General features: G+C 35.1%; 16 protein-coding genes and 1 pseudogene. 12 read left to right on the top strand and 5 right to left on the bottom strand.

Annotated elements, in window-relative coordinates:
* Positions 1 to 442 precede the first annotated feature (442 nt).
* Positions 443 to 1,383 (bottom strand): annotated as a pseudogene (locus SPD89_RS20810) (DMT family transporter).
* Positions 1,384 to 1,675: 292 nt separating this feature from the next.
* Between SPD89_RS20810 and SPD89_RS20805 the strand changes: the two are divergent.
* Entirely contained in the window at positions 1,676 to 2,452 is a 777-nt protein-coding gene (locus tag SPD89_RS20805) for a hypothetical protein (RefSeq protein WP_336263855.1), read from the top strand.
* Positions 2,453 to 3,205: 753 nt separating this feature from the next.
* Here the strand turns inward: SPD89_RS20805 and SPD89_RS20800 are convergent.
* Positions 3,206 to 3,466, bottom strand: coding sequence for a hypothetical protein (locus SPD89_RS20800; RefSeq protein WP_336263854.1), 261 nt, complete (start codon positions 3,464 to 3,466; stop codon positions 3,206 to 3,208).
* 595 nt (positions 3,467 to 4,061) lie between these two features.
* On the opposite strand from SPD89_RS20800, the gene SPD89_RS20795 reads away from it, so the two are divergent.
* From SPD89_RS20795 to SPD89_RS20785, 3 genes are all read left to right on the top strand, one after another.
* Positions 4,062 to 4,259, top strand: coding sequence for a hypothetical protein (locus SPD89_RS20795; RefSeq protein ID WP_336263853.1), 198 nt, complete (start codon positions 4,062 to 4,064; stop codon positions 4,257 to 4,259).
* Between the two features lie 719 nt (positions 4,260 to 4,978).
* Positions 4,979 to 5,461, top strand: a complete 483-nt coding sequence (locus SPD89_RS20790; protein WP_442961215.1) for an FAD-dependent oxidoreductase — start codon at positions 4,979 to 4,981, stop codon at positions 5,459 to 5,461.
* Positions 5,374 to 6,108: an NAD(P)/FAD-dependent oxidoreductase gene (locus tag SPD89_RS20785; RefSeq protein WP_336263852.1), complete on the top strand. Its 735-nt coding sequence runs from the start codon at positions 5,374 to 5,376 to the stop codon at positions 6,106 to 6,108. The genes SPD89_RS20790 and SPD89_RS20785 overlap by 88 nt, the downstream gene beginning before the upstream one ends.
* A gap of 120 nt (positions 6,109 to 6,228) precedes the next feature.
* Here SPD89_RS20785 and SPD89_RS20780 read toward each other — a convergent pair whose 3' ends face one another.
* From SPD89_RS20780 to SPD89_RS20770, 3 genes are all read right to left on the bottom strand, one after another.
* Positions 6,229 to 7,152, bottom strand: coding sequence for a DMT family transporter (locus tag SPD89_RS20780; protein ID WP_336263856.1), 924 nt, complete (start codon positions 7,150 to 7,152; stop codon positions 6,229 to 6,231).
* A 298-nt stretch (positions 7,153 to 7,450) separates the two neighbouring features.
* Complete coding sequence (locus tag SPD89_RS20775) at positions 7,451 to 8,224, bottom strand: metallophosphoesterase family protein (protein ID WP_336263851.1); 774 nt, start codon at positions 8,222 to 8,224, stop codon at positions 7,451 to 7,453.
* Positions 8,224 to 9,021 (bottom strand): inositol monophosphatase family protein, encoded by a 798-nt coding sequence (locus SPD89_RS20770; protein ID WP_336263850.1) that lies wholly within the window; start codon positions 9,019 to 9,021, stop codon positions 8,224 to 8,226. The genes SPD89_RS20775 and SPD89_RS20770 overlap by 1 nt, the downstream gene beginning before the upstream one ends.
* Before the next feature lie 675 nt (positions 9,022 to 9,696).
* Between SPD89_RS20770 and SPD89_RS20765 the strand changes: the two genes are divergently transcribed.
* The 8 genes from SPD89_RS20765 (at position 9,697) to SPD89_RS20730 (ending at position 16,323) form a co-directional block, all read left to right on the top strand.
* Positions 9,697 to 11,256 carry a Na+/H+ antiporter NhaC family protein gene (locus SPD89_RS20765; RefSeq protein WP_336263849.1) on the top strand — a complete coding sequence of 520 codons (1,560 nt, stop codon included), beginning with the start codon at positions 9,697 to 9,699 and terminating at the stop codon, positions 11,254 to 11,256.
* Between the two features lie 419 nt (positions 11,257 to 11,675).
* Positions 11,676 to 12,008: a TIGR04197 family type VII secretion effector gene (locus SPD89_RS20760; protein ID WP_442961214.1), complete on the top strand. Its 333-nt coding sequence runs from the start codon at positions 11,676 to 11,678 to the stop codon at positions 12,006 to 12,008.
* Between the two features lie 6 nt (positions 12,009 to 12,014).
* On the top strand, positions 12,015 to 12,368 hold the full coding sequence (locus SPD89_RS20755) for a DUF3958 family protein (protein WP_336263848.1): 354 nt from the start codon (positions 12,015 to 12,017) through the stop codon (positions 12,366 to 12,368).
* Entirely contained in the window at positions 12,365 to 13,945 is a 1,581-nt protein-coding gene (locus tag SPD89_RS20750; protein WP_336263847.1) for a hypothetical protein, read from the top strand. Before SPD89_RS20755 ends, SPD89_RS20750 begins: the two co-directional genes overlap by 4 nt.
* Positions 13,942 to 14,568, top strand: a complete 627-nt coding sequence (locus tag SPD89_RS20745) for a hypothetical protein (protein ID WP_336263846.1) — start codon at positions 13,942 to 13,944, stop codon at positions 14,566 to 14,568. The genes SPD89_RS20750 and SPD89_RS20745 overlap by 4 nt, the downstream gene beginning before the upstream one ends.
* A 536-nt stretch (positions 14,569 to 15,104) precedes the next feature.
* Entirely contained in the window at positions 15,105 to 15,383 is a 279-nt protein-coding gene (locus SPD89_RS20740) for a hypothetical protein (RefSeq protein ID WP_336263845.1), read from the top strand.
* On the top strand, positions 15,356 to 15,718 hold the full coding sequence (locus SPD89_RS20735) for a hypothetical protein (RefSeq protein ID WP_336263844.1): 363 nt from the start codon (positions 15,356 to 15,358) through the stop codon (positions 15,716 to 15,718). The genes SPD89_RS20740 and SPD89_RS20735 overlap by 28 nt, the downstream gene beginning before the upstream one ends.
* Positions 15,719 to 16,119: 401 nt before the next feature.
* Positions 16,120 to 16,323: a hypothetical protein gene (locus SPD89_RS20730; protein WP_336263843.1), complete on the top strand. Its 204-nt coding sequence runs from the start codon at positions 16,120 to 16,122 to the stop codon at positions 16,321 to 16,323.
* Positions 16,324 to 16,522 lie beyond the last annotated feature (199 nt).

Here is a 16,522-nt window from a genome sequence, read left to right as displayed (position 1 = left end):
TTAAATGAATAAATTAAATGAAAGAAACGGAACTAATTCCTAAAGGTAATAAATATGGGTAGTAAGAGGGCTAACTAATTAACAAAAAATTTTCAGATAAAGAAGAAATGGATGTGCAAACAGTGAAAAAGTTGTTGAAATGCTTTGTAGAAAAAGCGGATGGGGACTAAAGAATTTACAAATTCCATTGTTGAAACTTGATGGCAATGCAAGACGGTATAACTAGAACTCGTTTGGTTCCTTTTGCAGTGAGCTCTCTTGCTGTTACAAGGCTGAAACTCATTGAATCCCTTCGCAGCGAGTTTTCTCCCGCTTTCAATGAAAAATTTACTGTAATTCGTTCGCAGACGACTCTCTCACCCGTTTTCATTGATATTATACTCGTGTACAAGTAAATAGTAGGGAGGAGTGTAAAAGGATTCTTTCCATTGTTTTTATAAGTTCATGCCTCTTTTTGTGACAGTCCTTCTTCCTCTTTATCTTTAACCACGGATATATAAATTACCATAAATAGGACAAGCGAGCTACCTAGTAGTTGATAACCACCAAAGGGTATTTTTAGCCATGCTACTGAAGAAATAATGGCTGCTAGTGGTTCAATAGTTCCTAGTAAACTCGTTTCTTGAGGATTTAAATATTTTAGACTTTCAAGATAGAACCAGAAAGCAAGCATTGTGCCGAAAATAATGACAAAAATTAAAAGTAATACTGTTTCTATCGTCCAGCCTGTTGTATCAAATTTCCATGGGGATGAATGATGCTCATACCGATTCCTCCAATGATCATCGCCCATCCGATCACATTAAGGGAACCCCATTTATTTAATAATTTTCCTGCATAAAGCGTATAAAAAGCAAGAGAAACTCCAGAAAGTACACCCCATATGACGGCGGCAAAAGGAACTGAAATTTGCTGGAAAGAGCCATTTGTAAGCAATAAAAATGTTCCAAGGAATGTGATTGTCACTGCGATGAAATCTTTTGTTTTAAGTATGCTCGCTCTAGAAAGAGCTAGATAAATGATAATGAATACTGGTGCTAAATATTGTAACATCGTGGCGACGGCGGCGTTTCCCAATTGAATTGAAGCCATATATGTATATTGTACGGTCAGCATTCCTAATAATCCGAAGACAAAAAGCTGAACAACTGCTTTTTTGTTCGTCCAAATTTGAAATACTAGTTTATTATTTTTAGAAAAATAAGCTAACAAAATCATAATAACTCCAGATAGTAATAATCGAACTGCCACGAGCCACTCTACTGAAATAGTATCTACTTGAAATAATCTTTGTGAGACAGTTCCACCGATCCCCCAAAATGTAGCTCCCAAGATAATTAATAAAAATCCTTTCCAACGTGGTTGTTTCGACAATTGATTCAGCCCTTTACAAAATAGTGCTATACTTAAAAAATGATGACAATATTGATAGTATGAACCAAGGGGGAAATAGCAAGAAAATTTTAAAATTGGTTACAAAAATTTCGGATGCCACTAAATGGATAATAACAAAATTAACACGGATTACTGAAGTGTCTCTTTTGTTAACAAAGGAAACTGTTTAAAATGAATATGGAAAAGGAATAATTACAGTAGATATTGGAACGTAAAACATTGGAAGTATAATGATTATGATGTTAGCATGTGCTTTTTAAATCTATTTTAGGAGGTGATTATGATAAATAAAATTATCGATTTTCTTATAATGAATATTGTCGGACTCATTCCGGTTGTTTTTTCGCTTTTAACCATTTTTAGTCGGAGTTATTTAAGTGAGTTTCGTACTGAACTGGATTCGATTATGGAAACGAAAACTTCTAGATTGAAGGCAGATTACGGTAGAGCGCTTTTAATTGGATTTTTAATTACACTATCTGTTTCTTTTGTTGTAATGAACGACTATAATTTGTCTTTTAGTTTGGGATATGTGTTATTGATAATCGGTGGCGGTATTTTTGTATATTTATTGCAAATTTTTATAAGAACATATTTATTAATGAGTAGGGAACGGGTTGGAAAAACGAAAAAAATATTTAATAGAGTTATTAAGTTAGTAGCATCATTTAATTTTCTAGTTTGGTTTTTAGCGGTTTTTTTATTTGCTATTATAATTGATTATCAGAAGTTAGACAATCCTGAAGTTGTTATTCTTATTTTCAGTTTATTTTTCCTTAATACTTTTTTTATTATCATATCAATGATTATTGCAACATCAACTACTACAACTCGACTTAAATTTAAAATATATAATATTCAACCAGATAAAATAGATGAAGAGTTGAAAGAATTATATATCGTTGTATTTCTAGATGGAGAACGGGTATTAATGAGCAAAAAGGAAGAGGAGAATGTTTATTTAGGCAGTAAACCGTACTATATTTATTATCCCGCTTCTCATAGGTTGCAAAATATTTATATAGACCGTGGCGCAAGAATGAAAAATATAAAATGAAGGATATTGCTTTTCTGCCCATCAAAGTTGTATCATGTTATGTTGTATCAGATATTAACACGAAATGACAATGTAAGTGACATGCTGGTAGATATTTTTCCTTTCTGTCGGAGGGTTATCAGCGCTCTAAGATCCGCAAAGGGTATTTGCAAAGCAGAATGGTATGCTCTACCTTAATTTCTAGTTAGTTCGAATTTTCCTTTACGAAAAAACACTTTTGTCCCATTCGCTGAATTATTCCAAAATACGCTTAAATATAATGATATTCGCTGAATTAATTTCAAAATCGCTGTATTTAGTATAAAATCGCCGAATAAAAACTAAAATAGCTGAATCATTGATCGCTACAACTTTGCTTCCTGTTGATGGTGTAGAGGCTCTACCCAACAATCCGGAGTATGTTCCTGGTAGTAATGTTAGCACCCAGTCATTAGATTGGATTGATGGTAAGTTTTGTCTTGATAATGAGAAAAAAGGTAAACTATATCGACATTGTGGCTCGGGATGTGGTGATTGTAAAACATGTAAAGGTGGAGGAACACCTATAAACAGTCTCGATTCCTGCTGCCGTGCACATGATCGCTGTTGGAGCAACTTTGGTAAGGGAGATAAATGTTGCCATAAGACTCTTGCAAGTTGTATCGACCCATACCAAGGTCAAGATTACGCAACATGGCTGCAAATCAACACTTATTTCCAGCCGCGTGGCAGGTTATGCTAAAAAAACAACGTGGGAAACCACGTTGTTTTTTGTTACGGTGAATTCCAAAAAAACATTGAAATAGCTGGTATGATTCCTGCAACAAATAAAACCAAAAGGTTACCAATAATCCCCACTACTTTAACAACTTTTTTGGATTTGAAAGCGAGTACAAGACCAATAATTGGAAGGATTATTGTCAATATTATCATCACTGATCCAGGGAACAAATCCCCAGCAACAAACATTGAAACAAAATAAGTCAAAGCTGAGATTATGAAAATTAATATGGGTATTATATTAATTTTACTCATCTTACCGCCTCCCTCTATAGATGTTGATTTATCAATGGTTTCACACGTTATTTGAGTGTCAAAATTCTTCCAATACGCATGCACTTTAACAGTATTCCTTTCTTTTTTATAATATCACAATACTTTATAAAGGAAAATAATGGATCGTTAGTTCATAATTATTCTTTGGGATAGTGGCAGCTTCACTGGTACTACTCTTTGTTGATGGGACCTAAACAGTTTATGAATGTCTATAAATGTACACATTTACGGACAAATAATAACCTTCACCGATTATTAAGATTATGTGTACGGAAATACCATAAAAACATTTCTGAACGTTCGCTGATTTCCATATACCTTTGATTGTTGGTGGCATTGGTTCAGATCAGTTAAAAGATAAATATATCGATTAACTAATTTGTTCTGCTGAAGGGCGCGGTAATTAAATAACACAAGTAGAAAATGATCAAACTTTTTTATAAAAATTCAAGGGAACGAAAATACGCTGAGAGCTTGTTTTATCAATCTTCTTTGACTTCTCGGATTATCTGGTGGACAGTAGAAAGAAAGTGTAATAGGGACAACATTATTATAATAAAAGGACTGTGTATTTATGACTAAACAATATCATGCAAGTATTAAAAATAACACAACGGGTACATGGCTCAAATCCATAACGATAAATAGCTATACACATACACTTATAAAAAGAGATCGTCGAATATTCAAAGACAAAAAGAAAGCGGAAAAAATACTCGAAATATTACAGGAAAAGTACCCAGATACATTCACTCTTGTTATTGAAACGTAACTGACCACGATATAAGAGACAACTTTGGTGTCGATTTTTCCACTATAAAATCCGAATACCCTCTTTTTTTAAAAGTAGGCTCCAATCTATTTATTAAATCAAGGTTTATAACCCAATTTTGGTCAAACTTTATTTCAAACCAACACTATCTACTTTTTCATCAAATCCCCTTTTTGGGGATTTTTATTTTTTATAATGTTAAATAAGGTATAACCAAAAAGGATTTAGTTAAGGAAATAGTAGCATCATTTTTCTCATTTGTACCTAGTTGCAAAAATAAGTAAGGTCCTGATCTAATGTTTTTGACTAAGGGTTGCAGCCCCTTTATATGTATAAAAAAATGCAGAGTTGCTCTCTTCTTCTCTTCATGCTTAGTGACTAATGTGTACCGTAAACTAGTAAGACGACATCAGGATTATAGTCTTCAAGTTAACTAGTATCGTTCGTTGTCAATATCCAACAAGTTAATAGTACAATAGAAGATATCGCAGCAATCTTAGAGAATTTTTCCCGCTTTTAAGAACAATATAGTAACAAATGGGAAAGGGGCAGGAACTTCATAATTGGGACGAAATGAAGTTTAACGAAAGACTAGTAAATGGAAGCAGAGGGCGTGTGAAATTGTAAAAGGCTTGCTGAATTTTAATTTAATAATTGCTTTTGTACACTAGTGATATGATGGGTTGAATATTACTTTTTTAAAACTTGGAGTGATTCTATTGAAGATTATTATCATAGGAACTGGAATTTTAGGAGCTAGTGTTGCCTACAATTTATCTAAATATGATGGTATAGAAATAGTTATGATCGACGGGGCACAGCATGGGAAGGCTACCACTGCTGGAGCGGGAATTGTTAGTCCCTGGACGTCAAGTGTAACGGATGATTCATGGTACCAAATTGCCAAAAGAGGAGCTGCCTATTATCCTGAACTAATAATGTCTTTGAAGGATGATGGGGAACGTGACTTAGGATATAAAAAGGTAGGAGCAATTTGCATAGGAACAAATTCGGAAAAATTGGATGAAATAGAAAAGAGTTTAATACTTAAAAAAATGGATGCGGATGATATTGGGACAATTCAAAGATTAGGAACTGAAGAGACACACAAAAATTGTTCCCTGTTTTGCATGATGATCTTCAATCTGTTTTTATATCTGGTGCTGCTAGGGTGGATGGAAATCTTCTTCGCGACGCTTTAAAACGAGCCACAATCCGAAATGGTGGAAAGTTTTTGGAAGGTGAAGCTACCTTAATACATGAAAAGCGAAGAATTCATGGTGTTTCAGTTAATGGTAAGTCTATTCATGGAGATTTAGTAGTAATTGCTGCGGGAGCATGGGCCGGAACTCTTTTGGAACCACTAGACATTCAGCTTCAAATAGAGCCGCAAAGAGGACAGATAGTCCATATGAAACTTCTAGATATGGATACAAGTGATTGGCCGATTGTACTACCAATGTCTAGTCATTATTTATTAGCTTTCGACGATTCCCGTATTGTTGCCGGAGCAACTAGGGAAACTGGATCTGGTTTTGATTATAGACAAACTGCCGGTGGGATCCACGAAGTTTTATCGGAAGCATTAAAAGTTGCTCCCGGATTAAAGGATGGAAAACTAGAAGAAGTGCGGATTGGGTTTCGTCCAATGGGATCGGAAGTTTCTCCTATTATAGGAATGATCCCTTCTTTAGAAGGAGTTATGCTGCTAAATGGTTTAGGCGCTTCGGGATTAACGATGGGACCTTATGTTGGTAAGCTAGCAGCATCCCTTATCATGAAAGAAAAAATAGATATTGACATTTCCCCATACGACCCAAAACGAGCCATTTTATCAATTAGCCGATAATACCCGTTATTTCAACCGTGGTATGAATCGGATTAAATTGAAGCGTGGCTTTTAGCTATATGCAGTCAATCACATATGTTATCTTGGAATTTTAGTTGCGAGAGGTTTAAAAGAGGCTGATTACCGTCTTGCTAGGAGCGAATTTTTTCGGCCTGTGTAATTGGTGCCGAACACTCCGGCGATTATGGTGATTGCGCCAATGATATGGTAGTAATAAAGGGATTCATTTAAGAAAATAATTCCTGCGAAAATGGTAATTAAAATCGATATATTATTGAATACGCTCATCCTGGCTGCTTCGATGTTGTTTAAGGCGTAGTTAGATAAAAAGGATGTAAGAAATGATGCCATGACTCCTAGATAAAGGATCGAACCAACAAATTTCATGCTAAGTAGTGGCAGGAAAAAATTGCTGAGTGAGTCGTTGATTACATGGTAGACTAGCGCGATTATATTAAATGAGATAAATCCTATAAAAGTCATAAAAAATGTTAGTGTAAATAGCGGATACTGTCTTGTTAAATTTCTAGCAAACACGTTGTAAAATGCTAAAGATAATGTGGATAAAAGGATTAAAATAATTCCAGTCCAATTGTATGATTCGACATTAACACCATTCATGATAAATATGTACATGACTCCCACAACGGATAAAATAATGGAGATTTTTCTTAAATTGGTTGCATGTTCTTTCAATATGAATGATGCCAAAATTAACGTGAAAATCGGTATCGTAGCTTGTAAAATTCCAGCCTCAGATATTGTAATATAATCCAGTCCTGTTACTTGGAACAGGAAAAATAATGTTGGATAAAAAATGGCAAGTGGGAGAATGTTGCGAAAGTCCTTCAGGCTTATTTTTTGTAATTTTTTTGTGAACATATTGATGACGATTGCAGCTATAAAGGCTGCGGTAAAACGATACGCTAAAATATCGACTGCATTTGTTACAGTTAATGAAATTTTTACAAATAAAAAAGAAAACCCAATGATAAAAGCGTATCCTATAGCTGCAGCATAAGCGTTGGAATCCGATTTATTAATTTGATTTTCCCCCTAATGTGCTCTGTTTCATTTTATTATAGCATTGTTTGTTAATAGTGCGTACATCCTCTAATAGTTAATTCAGGAATTTTCGGTGATTTCGTTTGTTGTATAAATCTGCTGTCTAAATAATGGTCTAGACAAGAACGAACTAATAATAGTTATTATTTTATCAAAAAGGTCATAATTAGAAAAGTATCTTATTTGAGTGGGAAGAAGGTTTTTAAAAAAGGAGCATATATTTGTGATCATAATAAAAAACCCTTTATCGAAGGGTTTTCTGTTGGTATCAAAAAAGCTATACAGAAAGTAAATAAGGTTTATCGGTTGTTATTGTTTGTGGTTGGACGAATAGTTTTTTATTTTTTACGGTAATGATGCTATAACCAGTCATTTTTGTTGTTGTCGTGATGTTTTCATTGATTTTTACCATCCCGTAAGCGGTGCTGTTTACGGTAAAACAAGGGATCGATTGAAAATAAAATTGACTGTATCTGTGAATATGACCGGATAAAATTCCGATCACGTCTGTATTTTTTATTGTCTCAGCGAATTGATCTTTGTTTTTGAAATGTTCTTCGACCGGTGGATGGTGCATGATGATAATTGTACCGGCTTCTGCTTCTGTTTTAAGTTGTTTTTTTAACCATGTTAATTGTTCGGCGTCTATTTTGCCTGATACCTCTCCGGGGATCATGGAATCAAGCACGATAAAGCGAACCCCTTGAATTGTTGTGCTGTGATAGTAGGCGCGATTTGAATTTGTTTCTTGTAAGAAGACACTTCGAAAGGAACGCCTCGTGTCGTGGTTCCCAAGTGCTAACATGTAAGGAATATTATTTTTTGCAGCGGTTTCGTCTAGTAGCTTTTTTAAGTGACGGTAGTCTGTTTCGTTCCCGTCATGGACTAAATCTCCGCTAATTAATGTGAATACCGCATCTGTCTCAGTATTTAAGAGTACTTTTTGACTATGGCGAAATTGATTTTCTGTATTTATGCCACGAACGAATAGTTGTTTATTTGGTGCTAAAACATGGGGATCTGATAAATGGATAAAGGTAAGTTCCTGCATTAATGACACCTCTTTACATTATTTTTAATATGGTTTACTAGTTGTTCATGAATGGTTTTATTGGAAACAACGATTATATTACTTTTGTCGACATAGAGATTGGTGGCTTTTCCACCGGCTTCTTCGACTAGGATGATTCCTGCAGCGACATCCCATGGTTGTAAGTTTTGATGCCAAAATCCGTCCATTTGTCCAGATGCAATTAATGCTAAGTCTAAACTGGAAGATCCGGAATTTCGGATGCCATGACTTTTGTTGAAAAAGGAGTGAGGTATGTTATTAAATTGTGCGTGATCGTTCCATTCAGTTGTAAGTAATGGATTAGCGATTAAACTATTTTTTAAAGAATCTACGGAAGATACGGTTAAAGGGATGTCATTTATAAATGCGCCTTGGTCTTTTTGCGCTGCGTACAAGAAGTTGTTAGGAATGTCTAGCGTTATGCCGAATTTGATTTCATTATAATTATAAAGCGCGATGGACGTAGCAAACCTATTCTTTGTGCCTTCGATTGGGCTAATTATCCATGTATATTCAAACTTACTAAAATCTAATGAGTTCATTGTATTGGATTTTTCGGCAATCAAATGACTTCCTGGAATAAGGCGACGCAATTTTTTTGTGAAAAAAATCTCCACCTCTTGAGCGACAGTTGTCACTAAGTCTATGAAACTTTCTTTTGTCGTGATTGTTTCCCTGTGAAATACCTCGTTTCTAACTGTTTCCCCGGCTTGTTGAATTAATTCTTTTACGCGACTATACACTTGAAAGTTTATAACCATCTCTTTTGTAAGCATTGGTATCTCCCTTTTTATGAATAGTATTTTCATTATTAGATTAACATTCAAAGGTTAAATAAATGTAAAAGGGAGGTAAAAAAGAGATTGAATTTGTGAAGAGCGAATTTGAATCGCTTGGAGCTTGAATGGAGATTTTAACAATGGTGGTGTGTGATCGATCCTACATGATGAGATGTAGTTCTTATTAAAAATGAATAAGACGTTTATATGATTTTGATTAATCATCCCGCTCTTATGGGCAAATTCAGGGACGGAATTAAAGGAAATGTCTGCGCTCCTCTCGTATTCTTTGATCTCGTTAGAAAGTATTGAAAGGAGCCACGTGGCGTTCTTTATCTCGGTTAAAAATAGTGATAAGAGCTCCGCCGCGTTCTCCTGATTTCTTCTGAAAATATTAGGAAGAGCTATGTAGGCTCCATTAAATAGAAATAAAGAAGAAGCAGCACTACATTCATCAGTAGGAGCCCCTTGATGGAGATACACATCGGCTAATTTAATCCATACTCGGGTGATGTACAAATTTATTAAACAATTGTTGTTTTGTTAGGAGCGAATTTTATCAAAGATAAAAGCAAATTAAGGGGGTGTACTTCATTCTCACATCTTCTAATAATGCGTTATAATAGGAGAGGTTAAAATTTTTGTTATTCATCATGAAGGAGAGTATTAATTTTGGCAGATTCTTTTTGGTCACTCATTCCGCCGTTATTGGCAATTATTATGGTTTTGCTTACTCGGCGTGTTCTCATTTCTTTAGGTGTGGGAATCATTGCGTCGGCCTTATTTATCGCACATTTTCATGTCAGCGATGCAGTTCGTCTTATGTTCGGGGCGTTAAACGGTGTGTTTATAGAAGATGGCGGATTAAATACGTGGAATGTATATATTATATTTTTTATTTTACTGCTTGGAATGATAACAAATTTTATTAGTGTGATGGGCGCAACACAGGCGTTTGGTGATTGGATGATTCGGCGTGTGAAAACACGGGTTGGTGCACAGATTGTGACGATATTTCTTGGGATTGCGCTATTTATTGATGATTATTTCAATTGTTTGACGGTCGGACAAGTTGCTAGACCGATTACGGATAAACATCGGATTTCACGGGCAAAACTTGCTTATATCGTTGACTCGACCGCTGCTCCAGTTTGTGTTATTGCACCTGTATCGAGTTGGGGTGCGTACATTCTCGGGTTGATCGGGATGGTTTTAACAACGCATAATATTGTTGACTATACTGAGCTAAGTGCTTTTCTACTCATGATTCCGATGAATTTTTATGTTTGGTCTGCCCTTGGAGTCGTACTTGTTATTGCGCTTAAACAAGCAGATTTTGGCCCGATGAAAAAGCATGAGTTGCATGCGATCAAGACGGGGGAGGTTTCTAGATCGGATGTGAAAACTTCAGGAGATTTGGAAGCAGGGTCAGCGAGCAGTTTAGGAAAAACATCGGAATTAATTGTGCCGATTATTGTATTATTTGTTGCCACGATTGGATTTATTTTCTGGACGGGAATGTCTGCGCTAGATGGTGGGGAAAAAAGTGTCATTGCTATTTTAGGTGAGGCGGATGTTTCCACAGCGTTATTTTATGGTGGAATTGTAGCAGTTTTGACTACAATTTTATTCTTTTTCAGACATGTGGCAAAAGGTGAATTAAATGGAAGTCACTTTTTCGGTAGTATTTTGAACGGCATGAAAGCAATGTTGCCAGCGGTTATCATTTTAGTTCTTGCTTGGACGATTAGTGATTTGATTGATCAGTTAGGAACGGGAACGTATTTGGCAGACGTTGTTGAAAAAGCCAATCTGCCATTTGCCTTATTACCGTTTATTATTTTTATCATTGCCGGTTTAATCGCCTTTTCAACCGGAACCTCTTGGGGGGCTTTTGCTTTACTTCTTCCGATTGCGGGGCAAATTGCGGCTGCGACTCATATTGAATTAATCTTGCCAATGCTTGCTGCTGTCTTGGCGGGTGCAGTTTTTGGCGATCATTGCTCACCGATTTCCGATACAACGATTTTATCAGCAACAGGATCAAATTGTCATCATATTGACCATGTGATGACCCAACTTCCTTATGCTCTTATTGCTGCTGGGATAGCAGGTGCGGGATATTTGGCTTTAGGATTTACTGAAAGTGTCTGGATTGGTTTGCTTATTGTGTTCGTTGGATTAGGTGTTTTATATTTTTCACTGAAAATACCGATTCCGGCTGAGAGATGAGTAAAAAGACCTATCTAGTACTTTAGCATTATTACTAGAGGGCTTTTTGTATTTGTACGTGAGAGCAGCCTTTTGGCGTGTTATTTGTGCGACTTCGTATCATCGTCGGAACTAAGTAAGTTGTGCCTTGTTCTCACTATTTTTTCTTATGCTGAAAATTAACCAAGCTGGAGACCACCATAATAAAGTAACGATATTAAATGGAAACAAGTTGACCAAATGAAGTGAAAAGATGTTTTGCCCCAATGTCAATAGACCCAAGTTGAAAAGTAAGTAAATACATTGTAGGAGTTTTTGTGAAGAATTTACTGTGATTTCATGCACTTTATTCCCTTGTTATGATTTATTCCAGTTGCTATAATGAAATCTATAAAATTGGAAAGTTATAGAAAAGTATATGTAGATTGGAAGGGAATGTTATGATTCAAAGTAGTTTGAAAACTGCAGAAGATATTGCTAGTGAAATGGGGAATGCCTCGGATGCGATTCAGACTGCGGTGAGTAAAACGATTCCCAATGCGGAAAAAACGACTCTCGCGGTGAATGCAAAGGCTCAAGAAGCAAATCAGGAAGCAATAAAACTAGCACGGCTTTTTAATCAATGTTTTCAAGAAACGATCGAAAATATCCATAAGGTTGCAAAGGAATTTGAACGGACGGATCAGGAAATGGGTGCTGCGATTAATCGACTTTTACCAATTAATGAGGCACTTCGGGATTTAAATACGTATCAAAAGGCGAAAAATGGGTGATCTTTTATGTCGGCAGATGAAATTAATCGAATTAATGTAAGGTTACAAGATCTACAGGACAGGCAGGAGCAAAATCATCGTGCATTAGCCGAATATGAACAAATAGAGAATCATTTTTTGGAAATAAATAATCAGGGTGAGCATTTATTTGCGCGCTTATATGATGTGTGGCATGGGGACGAAGAGTTAGCCAATGCTATTGAGTACGATAGATTAGAACTGCAACAGTGCAAACGACAGATTTTACATGAGCTTGATAGTAAAAAGAATGAAATATTGAAAGAAAGACAAGAATTATTTTATTTGGAAGACGACTTATATGAATTGAAGCGGTCGATCGAGCGGGGGGAAGATACGTGAGTCTAAATATGTTTTTAGGAGAAACTGATGCACAAAAAAATAGCGCGAATGCGATTTGTATCGAGATTATCCAATCAATGGAACGGACGATTGCTTCAATTACTTCCTTCACGCTGGCATTTTCTCTACAAGGTAAAACTTATCATTCCGCTAAAGTTTTCATGACTCAAACATATCTTCCTCTTGCCGAAGGAATTATTTATTTATGTGAGGAATTAATTCGTCAAAATGACAAATTTCTCGATGACTTTAAATCACAAGTAGCTACGACAGATGTTGTGGAGCAAGAAGTTAGGGAACAAATCCAAGAAATTAGCCGAATGATAAAAAATCTTGAATCATTAAATGAAACTACCCCCATATTTGGAGTATCTATTCTTATTTACAAACATATGCAACGGAAACTTGAGGAGAAATTAGAAAATTTATATATGTTTAATAGTGCGTCTGCGAGTAATTATGATACCGCGCTGCAACTTGCTAGAAATGTAATGCTGGGTCTTAGTCAGATTCAAGGTGGAAAAGGATTTAATAGTAATACCGGCACATTTAGTACAGAAGGAATGGATTTAAGTTGGATTCAGAAGCTCGATGAGATCCATTATACAAGAAAAGCGAAAGCAAAATATAGTGATCATCTTAAGAGGTATCCGGGAGATCTTGAAAAAATTATTACCATTATTAAATATGAAGAAAGAAATCCGGAATATGTGGAAACTACGGATGAATTTCTTTCTGTTTTAGATGCGAAAGACATTGTGGAAATAAAGTATTTAATGTATGTGGCGGAGGAGCCGTATCAGACACTAGCGTTGAAGTATTTGGATAGGATGGAGCTGATTTTAGTAGAGATAAACCCTGATGATGAAGAGGATCCGGGACCGTCGTTTTTTAACGATACAGGAAATTCTATAACTTATGTATATGAAAGAGATCGTACGAATGAACGGGGTGCATACTTTACTTTTTTTCATGAACTAGGGCATGCGATTGATTATTATTACGGTGTGGATAATGAGATGAACGGCTTTTTTTCAGATGTATACAGAACTAATGGGAAGACATTGGCGGAACATATGCATGGGGATGTAGAAAATAGAATACGGACAGAACTTAGAAACGAATTAAATAAGGCGGAATACGATGAAATTAATGTTTCAGATAAAAAGAAAATGATTAATAATATTGTGAAAGTAGCGATTCATAAAGGACCATCATCGGATATAGATTTGACAAATGCAGAAGATGACTTATTTGGTACTATTCAAACCCGGATATCGGGTGAATTATATGCCGACGAACATCATAATGTATCTGATGTTTATGGTGGGGTAACTTTAAATGAGATCTTAGGAAGATGGGGACATCACGAGCTAGATTATTGGATTAATGAAGACACTCGTGAGCGAACGAATGAACCAAACAAAGAAGGATTTGCTAGTTATTATGGAAGTAGCATGATAGAAGATGGAGAATTTAGAGATGAACAGATAGAGAGTGTCAATGAATACTTGCCTAACTCCAAACTACATATGGATGAAATGTTTGATAAAATAAATGAAGGTGTAAATGAATGAAGAAACAACTGAGCTATTTATCTATTTTTATAATTTGTTTATTATTACTCGGTTGCCAGTCATCTACAAATCAAGACAAAGATGAAACAACGGGTCAGAAGGATATAAATGAAAAGGAACTAAATAGTAATGATAGTGAGGGAAATCATGTGACGCAAAAAGACATTTTTGATTTTAGGCATATCGATAAAGCTCCAGAGGCAACGGAAAAACATCCTATTAAAGAAGTGATTAAAGTCTTTTTTGATGAATGGTCTATTGATGTTCCATATGAGGCGGTAGCAATTGATGTACAAAATAATGAAATTTATATTAATCCTATCATCAGTGGTCGTGGGTTCCGTGCTCGAGGCGGGATCGTTGAGATCAATGGAGCAGATCAGGTTCATGAAATATTGGAAAAATATGATGTCCAAGAATGGAAAACCGATTATACATTTGAAGATCCAGGCACTTATGAAGATGGGTATAGTTGGAAGTTATGGTTGCAGTTTGAAGACGGGACGGTAGAAAAACATTCGGGAAAAGGAACGGATGTCAAAAAACTTACACCTGATAACTTTCGTGAATTTGCGAAGGATTTAGGAAACTTTGTGGAAGAAAAATTGAAAGAAATGGAATAAATAAAAAAATACGAGCGATTATTCTCGTTTTTTATTTATAAACGGCCTTCACTCACTGCCTTTTAAGGTTCGTGACTAATCATGGTAGAGAAGCTTTTGACAGGCCTTTTTTGGCAGATAAAAAAGAACGATTGTTCAATTAAAAAAAGGAGCATTTTTGAACAAAAGAAGGTACGAAAGCGAGAATGCAAAATCTGAAATTATGGAAAAGGCTTCACTTTTATTTTACAAAAAGGATATAATCAAACGTCAGTTACGAACGAAGATCACAATGCATCTGATGTTTATGGGGGAGTTACTTTGAATCAAATAAAAGGTAAATGAGGACATCACAAAAACAGTTATTGGATTCATACTGATTCACTAGAAAGAAAAAGAGAACCAAATAGAGAAGGGTTTGCTAGTTATTATGGTAGTATGATGTTAGAAAATGGGGACTTCAGAGATAAACAGATTGCAAGCCTCGACGAATACTTACCAAACTCAAAAGAAAATATGGAAGAAATTTTTGAGCAAATGAATGAAGGTGGAAACGAATGAAAAGAAAATCGGCCTATTACTTTTTAATAGGTGTTTGTTTGTTATCCATTTTAGGTTGTCAGCCATCTTCAGAAGAAAATCAGGTGGAACCTTTTAAGTCAAAGAATAACGATGTAGAGAAGAGTGACGAAGGAGAAGAGAGTATTATGGGGAAATACGATATTTTTGAATTTAAACACATCGATAAAGCGCCAGAAGCTACGGAAAAACATCCAATTAATAATGTAATAAAAAATTTTTTTGATGAATGGTCAATTATAAGTCGATTGCAATAGATGTTAAAAATAATGAAATTTATGTAAATCCTTCGATTAATATTCGTGGATTTCGCGCTGATGATGTCCTACAAATAAATGATACGGAGAAAGCGATTGACATCTTAGAAAAATATGAAGTACAAAGCTGGAAAAAGGATTATACTTTTGAGGATCCAGAAACCTATCAGGATGGGTATAGTTGGAGCTTATGGTTACAGTTTGAAGACGGGACGGTAGAAAAACATTCAGGTGAAGGAACGGATGTAGAAAAACTTACACCTAAAAATTTTCGTGAATTTGCGAAGGAGTTAGGAAGTTTTGTAGAAGAAAAGATAAATAATAAAGAAGACTAATCTGGTATTTAAAATTGAGAAAAACGTTGAATTGGTTTATACAGGTCGAAGTTCCAAAACAGATTTATAATAAGGACAGAAAATATTGATGACTAATATACCTAAATAAAAGAATTAGGATACCAAATTATTATTAAATCAAATTTAAACAATCGAGTTAGTTGATGAATAAGAATTAGTATTAATATCACATAAAAACAACCATAATGTTAAGAAAGGCTATGTTATAAAAGGTTAATTTATATCCTAAAAAATGCATGATAAATAAACCTACTAACAGTGGATTTTTTGAAAAATTTATTTTAAATGAGTGTAATTCTATATGGAAAGCGATATTTAATTATTAATTGTATTTAACTTCATTTAATTGAATAAGTTCTTATAAAAGGGGGCTAAAAGCGATGTCTAAAGGTTTAAAAATAATGTTATTTTGGTCTCTCGGATTTCCAGTTATTATTACCATCCTTCGCATTATTACAGATTATTTTTTAGGTCGTGACATTGAATTGTTCTCATATTCGGCCGTTTTCTTAGGCATAGCCGCTGGAGGGCTAGTTTTTGTTGGACCATTAAATTACTTTATATCGAAATCCCAAGAAGACTAATTTTGATATCCAGTTGTTTTTAGCATATGATTGGATGTTTAAATGTATTCATTTCATAACTTTTTCTATATTAGAGGATGTTCAAAAAGTCCGTTAAAAATGACACTGCGAATTTCTTCGTTGGCTTGCTTTTCCGCTCCTTTCCCTTTAGCCAAACTGATTTCATCCATTCCAATCAATGGGGAGTTGAACGTTCAGC

This window comes from Pseudogracilibacillus sp. SO30301A (genome assembly GCF_037072025.1).
Taxonomy (GTDB): domain Bacteria; phylum Bacillota; class Bacilli; order Bacillales; family Amphibacillaceae; genus Pseudogracilibacillus.
This window is presented reverse-complemented; position numbering and strand designations above follow the sequence as displayed.

Excerpts from the sequence above, each read along its gene's own strand:
- SPD89_RS20805 (WP_336263855.1), top strand. The coding sequence starts at position 1,676 with ATGATAAATAAAATTATCGATTTTCTTATAATGAATATTGTCGGACTC.
- SPD89_RS20775 (WP_336263851.1), bottom strand. The coding sequence starts at position 8,224 with ATGCAGGAACTTACCTTTATCCATTTATCAGATCCCCATGTTTTAGCA.
- SPD89_RS20770 (WP_336263850.1), bottom strand. The coding sequence starts at position 9,021 with ATGCTTACAAAAGAGATGGTTATAAACTTTCAAGTGTATAGTCGCGTA.
- SPD89_RS20735 (WP_336263844.1), top strand. The coding sequence starts at position 15,356 with ATGGTCAATTATAAGTCGATTGCAATAGATGTTAAAAATAATGAAATT.
- SPD89_RS20800 (WP_336263854.1), bottom strand. The coding sequence starts at position 3,466 with ATGAGTAAAATTAATATAATACCCATATTAATTTTCATAATCTCAGCT.
- SPD89_RS20760 (WP_442961214.1), top strand. The coding sequence starts at position 11,676 with ATGATTCAAAGTAGTTTGAAAACTGCAGAAGATATTGCTAGTGAAATG.
- SPD89_RS20730 (WP_336263843.1), top strand. The coding sequence starts at position 16,120 with ATGTCTAAAGGTTTAAAAATAATGTTATTTTGGTCTCTCGGATTTCCA.
- SPD89_RS20795 (WP_336263853.1), top strand. The coding sequence starts at position 4,062 with ATGACTAAACAATATCATGCAAGTATTAAAAATAACACAACGGGTACA.
- SPD89_RS20745 (WP_336263846.1), top strand. The coding sequence starts at position 13,942 with ATGAAGAAACAACTGAGCTATTTATCTATTTTTATAATTTGTTTATTA.
- SPD89_RS20755 (WP_336263848.1), top strand. The coding sequence starts at position 12,015 with ATGTCGGCAGATGAAATTAATCGAATTAATGTAAGGTTACAAGATCTA.
- SPD89_RS20740 (WP_336263845.1), top strand. The coding sequence starts at position 15,105 with ATGAAAAGAAAATCGGCCTATTACTTTTTAATAGGTGTTTGTTTGTTA.